Source organism: Apibacter raozihei, from assembly GCF_004014855.1.
Classification (GTDB): Bacteria; Bacteroidota; Bacteroidia; order Flavobacteriales; family Weeksellaceae; genus Apibacter; species Apibacter raozihei.
Genome location: NZ_CP034930.1, coordinates 1,221,450 through 1,235,732 on the forward strand (window position 1 = coordinate 1,221,450; position 14,283 = coordinate 1,235,732).

Consider the following 14,283-nt stretch of genomic DNA (forward strand, 5'->3'; position numbering starts at 1 on the left):
ATAATAGAAGTAATTTAAACTTTTTTATAAACAAAATAAAGTTCTGTGATTCACAGAACTTTATTTAATTTATTTTGCTCGGTATCTTAGAAAGACTTAATATCAAATCCTATGGACTCTAAAACCTGTACAACTGCAGCCGTAGTGTCTAAGGAAGTAAAGCAGGCAACACTATTTTCCACAGCATTTCTTCTAATAAGGAATCCGTCTTCTTGCGCTGTTCCGTCATTAGATAGAGTGTTAATAACAAATTGAGCTTTACCTTGCTGCATGATTTTAACAATATTGTTTTCCTCGCTTTCCAGCTTATTAATTTCAACAACTGGAATGTGATTATCACGAAGATATTTTGCAGTTCCCTGAGTAGCCATAATTGTATATCCGATATCGTAGAATCTCTTAGCCAATGGCAATGCTTCTGCTTTGTCTTTATCCGCTACAGTAAATATAGCATTTCCTAATATTGGAATGTTAATATGACTTGCACGCAGTGCTTTATATAAAGCTCTTTCATACGTGGTGTCTTTACCGATTACTTCACCTGTAGATTTCATTTCAGGACCTAAGGTGATATCTACTGAACGTAACTTAGCAAAAGAAAAAACGGGAGCTTTAATATAAATATTTTTAGGTTCCGGATAACAATCTATAGCCAGCCCTTGTTCTTTAAGACTTTGTCCCAGTACGGCTTTTGTTGCGACTTTGGCAAGAGGGACTCCGGTAACTTTACTCATAAACGGAACGGTTCGGCTTGAACGTGGATTAACTTCCAGTACATAAATTTTTCCTTTCATTAAAACAAACTGAATATTCATAAGACCGATAATTTTAAACCCTTTGGCCAGCGCCTGAGTTTGTCGGATAATTTCTTCCTTTTCATCATCAGAAAGAGTTTGGGTAGGATATACTGCTATAGAATCACCGGAGTGAACCCCAGCTTTTTCAATATGCTCCATAATTCCAGGAATAAACACATCTGTTCCATCGCATATGGCATCCACCTCAATTTCTTTTCCTACCAGATATTTGTCAATAAGTATAGGTTGTTTTTCATGAACGTTTATAGCTTCTTTCATGTATCTTTCCAATTCGGAATCTTCATAAACGATTTGCATGGCTCTTCCGCCTAATACATACGATGGACGAATTACGACCGGATAACCTATGGAGTTAGCAACTTTTAAGGCTTCATCAAGGTTGAAGACAGTATCACCTTTAGGTCGGGCAATATTTAACTCATTAAGCTGTAGCTCAAATTTCTTACGATCCTCAGCTCTATCTATATCTTCAATACTCGTCCCTAAAATTTTAACCCCGGCATCGACTGCTGCCTGAGCAAGATTTATGGCTGTTTGACCACCAAACTGTACAAATATTCCATCGGGCTTCTCTAGGTCAATTATGGTAGTTATCGATTCTCTGGTTAAAGGTTCAAAGTAAAGTTTATCAGAAATACTAAAATCAGTAGACACAGTTTCAGGATTGCTATTGATAATTATGGCTTCATATCCGGCATCTTTCAGCGCTAAAACACTGTGAACCGTTGCATAATCAAACTCAACTCCCTGTCCTATTCGTATAGGTCCTGAACCAAGCACAATAACCTTTTTCTTATCGGTTCTCTTAGATTCATTTTCAGTACCATAGGTGCTGTAAAAATAAGGGGTTTCAGAAATAAATTCTGCTGCACAAGTATCTACCATCTTGAAAACAGGAATTATATTGTTCTGTTTCCTTAATTTATATATTTCTTTTTCAGTGGTTTCCCATAAACGGGCAATTTCCCAATCTGAAAATCCGTATTTTTTAGCTTCGGCTGCAACTTCTATATTTTGTGGATGAGCTAGTAGTTTTTTCTCTAAATCAATAATATGTTGAAGTTTAGCTAAGAAGAAAACATCAATTTTAGTTATTTCATGAATTTGTTGAATTTTAATTCCATTTCTTAAAGCTTCTGCAATAAGAAATAAACGTTCATCATCCGCTTTTTTTAACCTCTCTTCAAAGGTAGCTGAATCATAAGGTTCCATATCTTTCTTATGAAGATGTAAAGTTCCTATTTCAAGAGATTGAACAGCTTTTAATAGTGATTCTTCTATAGAAGTACCAATTGCCATTACTTCACCTGTAGCTTTCATTTGCGTACCTAAATGACGGTTAGCGCTTTGGAATTTATCAAAAGGCCATCGGGGTATTTTGGCTACCACATAATCCAGGGCTGGTTCAAAGCAGGCATAGGTTGTATTGGTTACCGGATTTTTCATTTCGTCCAGAGTAAGACCTACAGCTATTTTTGCAGCTAGTTTGGCAATAGGATATCCGGTTGCTTTAGAGGCTAATGCAGAAGAACGACTTACTCTTGGGTTAACTTCAATGACAATATAATCCCGGCTATTTGGGTCTAGTGCAAATTGCACATTACATCCACCTTCAATTTCTAATGCTCGAATAATTTTTAAGGCAGAATTTCTTAATAATTGATATTCCTGGTCTGCTAGAGTCTGGCTGGGAGCAAAAACAATGGAATCACCGGTATGTATTCCTACCGGATCAAAATTTTCCATGTTACAAACCACAATAGCATTGTCATTGGCATCTCTCATGACTTCATATTCAACCTCCTTGTAACCAGCTATACTTTTTTCTATTAAACATTGTGTAACCGGACTATATTTTAAACCTGATTCGGTAATTTCCCTGAGCTCAGCCTCATTGTCCGCAATACCTCCACCAGTACCACCAAGTGTGAATGCGGGTCTTACGATAATAGGATATCCTATTTCGTTAGCAAAGTCTATAGATGATTGTATGTCATTTACGATAACACTCTCAGCAATGGGTTCGTTGATTCGTTCCATCAGCTTTTTAAATAAATCTCTATCTTCAGCTTGTTCAATTGAGGATAACTTGGTGCCGATTATTTCTACATCATATTGGTTTAAAGTTCCTGATTTAGCTAACTCAACGGCTAAGTTCAATCCTGTTTGACCTCCTAAAGAAGGAAGAAGAGCATCCGGGCGTTCCAGTGCGATTATTTGTTGAAGAAAGTCTAATGTAAGAGGTTCCATATAAACAGTATCTGCAATCTCCTTATCAGTCATTATGGTTGCAGGGTTTGAGTTTACGAGGATTACTTTATATCCTTCTTCTTTTAAAGCTAAGCAGGCCTGGGTCCCTGCATAATCAAATTCGGCAGCCTGTCCGATGATTATCGGTCCTGAACCGATGACTAATATTTTGTTTATATCTGTGCGTTTTGGCATTTTATTTTAATTAATTGGATGTGGATAATAAAGGATGTTTTACATTAATTATTTTTAAACTCATTAATCATATTCATAAATTGATTAAAAAGATATTCATTATCATTAGGTCCTGGACTGGATTCCGGGTGGTATTGCACGGTAAAGGCAAAATGTTCTTTATGTCTTAACCCTTCAATCGTCCCATCATTCAATGCCCTATGAGTAATTTCAAGTGGCGTATTACTAATAGAGTCTTCGTCAACTACATACCCATGATTCTGGGATGTAATGTGAACTCTGTTGGTAGCAATTTCTTTTACAGGATGATTGGCTCCTCTATGTCCGAAAAGCATTTTATTTGTTTTTGCCCCATGTGCTATAGCATAAAGTTGGTGTCCTAAACAGATTCCGAAAATAGGAACTTTTCCGCTTAGCTCCCTGATAACCTGAATAGATTCAGCTAATTCTTCAGGGTTCCCCGGGCCATTGGAAAGCATAATTCCATCCGGATTTAATTCCATAATGGATTTTGAATTTGTATTGAAAGGAACTACTACAACGTCACAATTTCGTAAGCACAATTCTTTTAAAATACTTTTTTTCATTCCGTAATCAATCAAAACGATTCGGTTTCCTTCAGCGGGTGCACTGTAAGCCCTTGGTGTTGATACCTCTGGTACGTGATGTTCAAGAATGCTGTTATGCAATGATTTAACTACCTCCTGAGTATCTTCCGAAAGGTTGCAAAATTTACCTTTCATGCTACCTTTGGTGCGTATAGTTTTTACTAAAGCTCGTGTGTCGATACCACTCAAACCAGGAATATTTTGCTTTTTTAGAAAATCATTAATATTCATCTGACTTTGCCAGTGGGATTCGGTTTTAGCATATTCGTGTACTACAACCCCGCCTACGAAGGGATTTAATGATTCAAAATCGCTTGGATTAATGCCATAATTCCCAATCAAAGGATAAGTGAAAACTATAATTTGCTTATGAAATGAAGGGTCTGACATAGTTTCCTGGTATCCGGTCATACCTGTAGTAAAAACTACTTCTCCGATAGTAAATTGATCACTACCAAAACCCTCACCTATAAATTCCATTCCGTTTTCTAATACTAATTTTCGTTTCAAGGTCTTACTTTTAATTATTTGTTACTAGATATTTTATTGTTATTATGTATTCTTTTTTAAGAGTTAAAGACATAGTTAAGCACTGCAATCCGAGCATAAACCCCATTAGTCATCTGTGTGAATATCCTTGATTGGGGTGATTCTATTAAATCCTCGTCTATTTCAACATTACGATTAATAGGGGCAGGGTGCATAATTATGGCTCCGGATTTCATTTTAGAAGCTCTTTCTTTAGTTAAACCATATTGAGATAAGAAGTTCTTTTCGTCATAATGCTGTGTATGTCTTTCATTTTGATTTCTTAATAGCATTACGACATCAGATTCGGATATGACTTCATCCAATGAAGTATAAGTTCCCATATTCATCGTAGTGTCTTGCCAGAATTTAGGGGTTGCAAAGCTGATATTGGCACCCAAACGTTTTAAAATTTTAGCGTCGGAATGTGCGACACGGCTGTGAACAATATCCCCTACGATAACAACATTGAGATCTTTAAATGAACCAAATTCTTCTTGGATTGTAACTAAATCTAACAATGATTGGGTAGGGTGGTCTCCACAACCATCACCGGCATTAATTATAGGCACATCTATTTGTGATATTAAATTTTCGTAAAACCGATCTTGGCTATGTCTGATTACAAAACATTCTACCCCGATTGAGCTAAGTGTCTTAACTGTGTCATACAGAGTTTCTCCTTTTTTTACACTTGAACTTTCTGCATCGAAATAAATAATTTCAATTCCGGTTTTTTTCTCAGCCATTTCAAAGCTCAGTTTTGTTCGGGTGCTGTTCTCAAAAAACAAATTGGAAATATAATGATTCGATAAGTTGGGAAATGCGTTTCTTTTTTTAAAACTAACCGCATCATTTACTAAATCTTTAATAATTTCCAAATCTAAATTTTCAAGAGAGATAAAGTGTTTCATGAATATATGAAATTTAGTTTAGTTGTTTTTAATATATATATCAGTATCTTGTTTTTGTAAAAGTCAAAAAAAAACATCTTAACTGATAAGATGTTTTTAAATGGAAAATCTTTACATAGATCTTCGTTATCTTTGAAAGGAGAACCTCCTCCGTGAATTAATAAGGATAAAGAAATGGGTTTGTTATAAGAAGAGAATACTTCTTTTTTTATTTTATTAAGTATTATTTTAGTCAAAAATAAATTCAAAAGTTAAAAAATTAGTTATACTTTTTACAAAATTTTAAAATCTCACAAAGTTAAATATAAATTTCATACAGAACAATTTTTTTAAAATTAATTTTGGAGTTCAATCATAGCTGTCCTGATAATTATTAAGATACTGTATTTAATGTTAAATATTATTTTATAAATTTATTTAATATTATATCAATTTATTGATTTAAAATTTTTTTTATATATTATTTATAATGTGTATGTGTTTAACTTTTGTTTATTTACTTGTTAAATATTATGTATTAATTGTAGTATATTTTTTTTTATATAATAATTTAATTGATTTAATTTTATTAGATTTGCATCGAATTAATATTTGTTAGTAATTTATAAATACTTATCTTAAGTCGTAGGGTGTAAGTTTGACATTTCTGTCTACAAACCATTGAGACTTTTTTTGAAATGAATATCTAAAAATATTCTATCCTTGAAATTTTGTCTGCTTCAACTTTCTTATGTTCATAAAAAGTTACAACCGTAAAAGTTTAATTGTCTGTATTAAGTAAACTTTCCTATAATTATTTAGTAAAATAATTTTTTCGATTTAATTTTTTACAATAATATTTTCCATAAGTTTAGGATATGATCATAAAGTAGTTTAAGCGTCTAGTTAATTGTAAATATCTGATTTAAAATAGTTTGTTGGTGAATTTTAATTTCAGGTATTTGAAAAAGAAACGTAATTTTAATATAACATAAATGAAAAGATCTACTATTTATAAATTGCAAAACATTTTTGTATTTGCAATATTACTTTTCTTCTTTTCACCGCAGTTAAAGTCGCAAAGTCCGGGAGGGGTGTCTTTAACACAAGAGTTGTGGTTGAAAGCGGATCAAGTTCAAGCCTCAGGGACTCCAACCAATGGGCAGTCAATCTCTTTATGGCATGATTGGTCCGGTAATAATCGCGATCATGTTCAAAATGGAACCAATACACTTCCCACTTTTGTAACATTCGGAGATTTAATGAATTTTCAGCCAGCATTAAATTTTGATGGAAGTACTAATACAAAATTAGTAGGACCAGATTTCAGTGTTAAATCTACATTATCTTATTATATTTTTTATGTATCCAGACTAAAAGAAGGAACTACAGGAGTAGCAACACTTTATTCTTTAAATGCAGGGCGTAATAATTATACTGGATGGTCTGCTGGGAATCCATATTTTACAACAGGTAATGCTACAGCAAATGTTAATACAAACAGCAATGGTAAAAATTATGGAATCAATGCAGTTATAAGACCTAACGGAACGCTTCTCTCTCAATATTCTTACTTTAATGGTGTTTCACAGTCATTTGCCGGAAGAGCTATGTTAACTACATCAGGACAAAGTGTTGTTGGAAATGCTAACTTAACTACAGCAAATCCTTTTTATGGAGATATTCAGGAAATTATTGTTTTTTCTGCACCTCAGAATACATTAATGTCAGATACGGATTTACAAAAAGTATATTCTTACTTATCTATTAAATATGGAATTCCATTAGAGGCAGCGGCTTCTCAGACTATGCCTAATTATTTGAATTCTAACGGAGATATTATATGGGATGGTTCTCAGGATACTACTTACCAAAACTATGTTTTCGGTATTGGTCGAGATGATGCTGGTAGCCTATATCAAAAACAATCAGTTAATTATGATAAACCGGTAGTTGCTGTATTTACAGGAGACGATTTAACAACATTAAATGCCAGCAGTACCGGAGTTTTAACCGATAATACATTTATGCTATTAGGTTCTAATGGTTTGGAAGGCCTGAAAAGATATGAATATGCCGCAGGGCAGGTTTTTGCAAACGGAAGCCTATCAGAGAAAGTCAATTTTAAGCATAATGCAGTTTTAAAAGCAAAAACATTTAATCAGACATCATTTACAGTTAATATGAAAACTTATCTGGATACTAAATATATTTTAGTTTGTCCTGATGAAAATTTTGATCCTTCCAATACAAGAATATATTCTGTTACGGATGATATTGCAAAATCGGTTTTAGTTAATAATGGTGATTACATTTCATTTGCCTTAGTAGGTGCTAAGCCTGGAGGTGTAGATTTGCTCACTGAGTTATGGTTAAAAGCAGATATTATACCAGGAACTACTACAGATAGTACTGCAGTAACTACTTGGCAGGATGTTTCTGTTTTCGGTAGAGACCATACTCAAAGTGGTACTATTTCAACCCCGCTTATCCGAAATAAAAGTAATTTGATGAATTATCATTCTCATTTACAATTTAACACATATTCAGCCTTAACAGCATCCAGCTATTTGGATAGTAGCAAGTCATATTACATGTTTTATGTATCTGAAGTAACTAATACTACAGCAGCTTCAATATTATATGCGTTTAATAGTTCGGCAAATGTTAATAATAATAACCAAGGTTGGTATATGGGAAGCCCTTCATTTACCGATGGAGGTTACGCGGCGGCTAATTTTAAAACACATACCAATCCTCAGGGTAAAACGTATGGTATCGTCGCTGTTGAAAGAACCAATAGTGCCGATGTCCAGCAAAGGCTAACATTTAACGGTATTACTCAATCTTTTTCAGGAAGTGTTTTAGCAGGGATAGGTACCGGAGAAAGTTTAATTGGGGCGCGTAGAGCAGGAAATTATCTACCGTTTTTAGGTAATTTACAGGAAATTATTGTTGTGTCAGGTGATGCGGGAGTTCAAATGACTGATTTACAACTCTTAAAAATTAATTCTTATTTTGCTGTTAAATATGGAATTACCTTAGATCCTTCAAGTCAGCCTAATTATATAAGTTCAGACGGAACTGTAATATGGAATGGGAGCTCAAATACAGGGTATCAAAATAATATTTTCGGAATTGGTAGAGATGATAATTCAAGCTTATACCAGAAGCAATCGTCAAGTTATGATAAAGATATGATGACAGTATTTGTCGGAAATGAAATTCAAAATTTGAATATTGATAATACTGGGACGATAAATAATGAGGAATTTTTAATGTTTGGATCTAATTCTGCTGATGGAGAATCACTTAGCTCTTATGACTACAAGCAAAATACACAATTTGCCAATATGGTTTTACCTTCAGACATCAATTACAAAAATGATTTTGTTTTAAAAGCTCAGGTGACCGGGAGTACAGGTTTTCAGGTCAAAATACAACTAAACACAGCGGCAAAATATGTATTAGTATCTTCAGATGAAACATTTACTCCGGCAAATACTCGTATATATGAAGTCAATAATAAAATAGCAGAAGATGTTCAGATAAACAATGGCGATTATGTAGGACTTGCTTTGTATTCATTTGCTCCGGGGGGAGTTATTAATGGGTTGAGGTTATGGCTTAGAGCTGATGATTCAAATAGTCTGGAGAACGATGGAAATAATAATATATTAACATGGAAAGATCAGACTTCAAATGAAAATGACTATAATTTAGAGGCAGTAACTTATGGGGCAAAAATAGCTCCGGTTTACACACCCAATGATATAAGAATGAACTTTTTTCCAAGTTTATTTTTCGATAGATATGCCTATTTGGCAACTAAAACAGGGCCAATGAGAGAAAATGCTCCTGATAATTCTACTTCCTTCATAGTTTACAATAGTACCAGTTATGTGGATAATGCCAGAACCTATACTCACGGATTTGGATCTACCCGCCCGGATGCTGCTGCATCACGGATGCCCGCTGTAGGATTTGCTCCTTTGGAAGGTAGTGGTAGGATAAGTGTTTCGGGAACTGGGGGTGGATTATATAATGGTACGGTAAAAGGTTTCAATCTTGGAGCGACCGCTTTACATATGGTGAGACTTAGAAAAGATGCTGCTGAAGGAGGAAGATTAGTGGAGCACGATTTTGGAGGTTTATCGGATCAGCTTACCACAGGTTTAGGAGCAGGGTTTGGAAATAGCTTTGCTATGGCAAACGGAGGAACCTTAGGAGGAGCAAGTATTGCATCTGGAACATTTATTGGTCTGATGTCTGAAATTTTCTTTTATGAACGAGAACTTACAGAAGTTGAAAAGTCAAGAATACGTACCTATTTAGGTATGAAATATGCGATTACTCTGTATTCAACAGGTTCTACCGACACCAATAAATTACCTTTTGATTATGTTCTTTCAAATTCCACTACCACAGTATGGCCTGGTGCTTCAACACCCTATTCAGCTTACCATAAAAATGTAGCTGGTTTGGTCAGGGATGATAATTCAAATTTATTTGTTAATAAATCCCGTTCCACTGATACAGACGCTACAATAACTATGATAGCGGGAGAATCAGTAACCGATGGACAAGGAACCAGTTCAAATCTAGCTAATGACCAGAGTGGTTTATTTTGGGGTAATAACGGAGCAACTGGTAAAACTGTTTATAGTGAATCTGCTAAAGCAGTCTGTGGCGATTTGGAATCGAGAATGAATAGAATTTGGTTAGTAAATAAAGCGAATCTCACGAGTCAAAAAGTAGTGGTTAGAGCAGGAGATGCAACTTCTTTTGAATATGATAATAAATATAAGGTGTATATGCTTGTTGCCAGTAGCGAAAGTGATATAACCAATGATAATTGGTCTAAAGCCATTCCTGGTGAATGGATTAATGGTGAGGTACAATTTAACTATACTTTTACTGATGACAATACCTATATAACATTTGGAGGAGTAGCTGAACCTGGAGTTTGTACAAGCTGTACATTCAGCGGGTATAAAACTATTGATTTTACAAAAGTATGGACACGAAAAGATAGAGGCGTTAAAAGTAAAACAGTTGATTTAGGTGATGGTTTTTCAGCGAATATAGCTGTTACCGATTCTAGTAATGTTTTGAGAAACGGATACCCAAGAAGCTATAGAAAAACCTTACAACTGCTGCGAAGAGGTAATAGCACTACTGATACTAAAGCTGTTACTACTACTATCTCTTTTACAGGAGGGGCAGCTGCCGCTTCATTTGAACTTTATGATGTAGATAGACAATCGCAAAGATTAGATGATATTGAAGTTTATGGTCTTTGTGGAGGTGGGGTTGTAAAGCCTAAACTAACCTATAGTATGGATCAGAAAAGAAGTTCATACGTTATTTCAAGCAATACAGCTACGGCCAGAGCTGCCGGATCGTATACTACTTCATCTTACTTAAATAGAAGAGGAAGATTACAGGTAAACTTTTCAAGCTCTGTTGAGCAAATTGTAATTGTTTATAAGGAAAAATACAATAGTAAAGCAACCGGAAATCAAATGATAGGTATAGGACCGTTAACTTTATATTGTCCACAGCCTTTGCAGATTAATGAAGACGGATTAGCATTAACCATGCAGGCATCAGATTCAGTTAAGTTATGTGACGAAGTTCCTTATACCTTCAGAGTAACAAATACTAATTGTGCATCTAAAGAGGTAAATCTGTCAGAAACTTTACCTGAAGGTATGTACTGGGTAGCAGAATCCGTTTCAGTTGAAGCGGGCACAGGTACACCTGTAATAAATACTTACGAAAATACTGCGCAATTGAGTATCCAGAATATTGAGGTTCCAGGAGCTTCTACGATAACGGTTACCGGAACAGCAAGGTTTACTCAAACGGCAACTGCAGGAAGTTATAGTTCTAGAGCTTCTATAACGTATAAAAATTCGTTAAATGAAGATGTAACTTATCAAAGCTGTGATTTACTTGCAGGTTGTGGAAATACGACTGTACAAGCTCTTGAATCTGTCAGATTAGATCCGGTAACAGTGGATAAAATATCTGCTGATCTAAGCTGTATTTCAGACGATGGAACGGCAAAAGTAACGATACAGATTACAAACCCTAACACTGCACTTGATTACGTTACGTTAAGCGTTAATATTTCAGACAGTTTTACCTATGTAGATGCAAGTTTGTCCAGTTCACCCGCTACATTGGGAGGAACTACAACCTATGAGGAAGGAGCTTTGACCTTGGAAGATTTTACATTGCCTAATGGGACTTCTACCATAACGTTTCAAATTAAAGCACCAGAAACGTTACCGACGGATGTGGAAAGTCTGGAGCTGGGCTTTGATCTAGTTACAGAGTCAGACATGGAATGTGTTTATATTGATACTACCGACACTGAAATGGATTTTGTTTTGCCTTTTTGTACCTATTGTACTCAAGATCCGAACACTGATCCTGCAACAGTTATGTCTATGGTAGGAGTTTCATCGCAGAGAAACGGTTTAGAAACCTGGCCTGACAATATTCCTAATGGATTTATTGTTTTAGAGTCTAATGACAAAGGACTGGTGATCACCCGAACAGTTCCTGCTAATATACCGCAAGACCAATGGGTTGAAGGAATGATTATTTATGATACCACTGATAAATGTATTAAGCTATACAATGGAACTGAGTGGAAATGTATTGAAAGATCATGTAATGAGTAATTAAAGAATTTAATGTATTGTCAATTTATAAAGATATCTAAGAAATTTCTATGAAAAATATATTATTAATAATGTTGAGTTACATGGTGGTAAATTCCATCCAGGCTCAAGTCGCAATAGGTAAAAACACTGTGGATGGTGCAGGAATCTTGGATTTTGCATCCGGTACCACAAACGGCATAATATTGCCAATAGTGCAAACCATATCAGATAGTACAGTTAACGGAACGTTACTAATGTCTAAATTGGATAAAAAATTGAAGGTTAAGCAAAATGATAGATGGATGGATTTAAGTGATCCCGGAAGTATTGATAATGTTGTGTTCAGTAGTAGTTCCGATAATGGTAAAGGAATAATTATCGGAGCTTTAAGTTCATCTGCAGAAGGCATACTTGTTTTAGAGTCTACTGATAAAGCATTGATATTACCCAAGGTTCAGGATCCTCATTTAAATGTTAAAAGTCCCTATCCGGGTATGATTTGTTATGATACAGCCAGTAAAACAATAGCCCTTTTTGATGGACTGAAATGGAATTACTGGAAATAGAAAAATAACTATTTGATAAAAAACCCTTAGGCATTCTAAGGGTTTTTCTTTTTATTTCTCCCAAGATCATGTTAAATCAGAAGTTTAGCATTTATTATATCAAATTAATTAGTAATTTGTATGACACAAATAAACCCAAAAATACTTAAAATTATGGATGCAGTGTTAGACAAAAAATTTTCAGTTTTAGATGTTGTTGCTAAATTTAATTTAAAAAAGAAATACGATAATTTTATAGGAGGTAAGTTTGTTCCTCCTGTAAAAGGTCGTTATCATGATGTTCCTTCGCCTATTGATGGTAAAATATTTACTCAGACAGCACACTCTTCAAAAGAAGATATAGATTTAGCTGTAGATAAGGCATATGAGGCTTTTAAAGATTGGAGTAAAACATCTGTGACTGAAAGGAGCAATATTTTAATTAAAATTGCTCAGCGAATAGAAGATAACCTTGAGTATATAGCTAGTGTTGAAACTATTGATAACGGAAAAGCTATACGTGAGACTTTAAATGCCGACATTCCTTTAGCAGCTGATCATTTCAGGTATTTTGCCGGTGTTATACGTGCCGAGGAAGGTTCAGCAATGGAATTAAACGAAAAAACTCTATCTTTAATTATTAATGAGCCTCTGGGGGTTGTCGCTCAAATTATTCCCTGGAATTTTCCTCTTTTAATGGCTGCATGGAAATTAGCACCTGCTCTGGCTGCAGGCAATTGTGTTGTTATGAAACCTGCTGAAAATACACCAGTTTCCATTTTAATTTTAATGGAAGTTATTGGAGATTTACTTCCTCCGGGAGTACTTAATGTAGTTAATGGTTCTGGTTCTGAATTAGGAGAAGTGTTAGTTACAAATCCTAAAATAGCAAAAGCAGCATTTACCGGATCAACAGAAATTGGTAGGCAGGTTATGGAATATGCTTCTAAAAATATTATTCCGGTAACTTTAGAACTGGGAGGTAAATCGCCAAATATTTTCTTTCCATCAGTAATGGATAAAGATGATGAATTTTTAGATAAAGCTATCGAAGGAGCTGTGTTATTTGCATTCAATCAGGGAGAAGTATGTACATGTCCTTCACGATTATTAATTCATGAGTCAATCTATGAACAATTTATAGAAAAGGTCATTCAGAGAGTTGAATCCATAAAAATGGGGAGCCCTTTAGATCCTACAGTTCAAATGGGAGCTCAGGTATCAGAAGGGCAAAAGAAAACTATTTTATCATACATTAAAATAGGAAAAGACGAAGGAGCCGAAGTGTTAACCGGAGGAGATGCTTGCAATCTCGGGGGAGATCTTGAAGGGGGATATTATATTCAACCTACTTTGTTGAAAGGGAATAATAAAATGAGAGTTTTTCAAGAAGAAATATTTGGGCCAGTATTGGCTGTAACTACATTTAAAACAACCGAAGAGGCTATTGAGATTGCTAATGATACTATTTTTGGTCTGGGTGCAGGAGTATGGACCAGAGATGCTCATGAATTGTATCAGGTTCCAAGAGCTATAAAAGCGGGAAGAGTTTGGGTAAATCAATACCATGCTTATCCTGCCGGAGCTCCATTTGGAGGTTATAAACAATCGGGTATAGGAAGAGAAAATCATAAAATGATGTTGGATCACTACAGACAAACAAAAAATATGCTTATTTCTTATGATAAAAATAAGTTAGGCTTTTTTTAAAAATAAATAAACTAATTAATCAAAAGGAGGGCAAACATATTCAGTTCCTCCTTTTTTTA

General features: G+C 34.8%; 6 protein-coding genes. 3 read left to right on the forward strand and 3 right to left on the reverse strand.

All coding sequences use genetic code 11. The features are described 5' to 3' along the window. Positions 1-86: 86 nt before the first annotated feature. The 3 genes from carB to EOV51_RS05630 are packed head-to-tail and all read right to left on the reverse strand — an operon-like array spanning position 87 to position 5,313. Positions 87-3,263 (reverse strand): carbamoyl-phosphate synthase large subunit, encoded by a 3,177-nt coding sequence (carB, locus tag EOV51_RS05620; protein WP_128150735.1) that lies wholly within the window; start codon positions 3,261-3,263, stop codon positions 87-89. A 44-nt stretch (positions 3,264-3,307) separates the two neighbouring features. After that, the gene (locus EOV51_RS05625; RefSeq protein WP_128150737.1) at positions 3,308-4,381 is read right to left on the reverse strand and encodes a carbamoyl phosphate synthase small subunit; all 1,074 of its coding nucleotides are present in this window, start codon (positions 4,379-4,381) and stop codon (positions 3,308-3,310) included. A 56-nt stretch (positions 4,382-4,437) separates the two neighbouring features. Then, on the reverse strand, positions 4,438-5,313 hold the full coding sequence (locus tag EOV51_RS05630; RefSeq protein ID WP_128150739.1) for an aspartate carbamoyltransferase catalytic subunit: 876 nt from the start codon (positions 5,311-5,313) through the stop codon (positions 4,438-4,440). A gap of 974 nt (positions 5,314-6,287) precedes the next feature. Here EOV51_RS05630 and EOV51_RS05635 point away from each other — a divergent pair. The 3 genes from EOV51_RS05635 (at position 6,288) to EOV51_RS05645 (ending at position 14,224) form a co-directional block, all read left to right on the forward strand. Further along, positions 6,288-11,987 carry a hypothetical protein gene (locus EOV51_RS05635; protein WP_128150741.1) on the forward strand — a complete coding sequence of 1,900 codons (5,700 nt, stop codon included), beginning with the start codon at positions 6,288-6,290 and terminating at the stop codon, positions 11,985-11,987. A 50-nt stretch (positions 11,988-12,037) separates the two neighbouring features. Next, positions 12,038-12,535, forward strand: coding sequence for a hypothetical protein (locus tag EOV51_RS05640; protein ID WP_128150743.1), 498 nt, complete (start codon positions 12,038-12,040; stop codon positions 12,533-12,535). A 153-nt stretch (positions 12,536-12,688) separates the two neighbouring features. Next, positions 12,689-14,224, forward strand: a complete 1,536-nt coding sequence (locus EOV51_RS05645; protein WP_128150745.1) for an aldehyde dehydrogenase family protein — start codon at positions 12,689-12,691, stop codon at positions 14,222-14,224. Positions 14,225-14,283 lie beyond the last annotated feature (59 nt).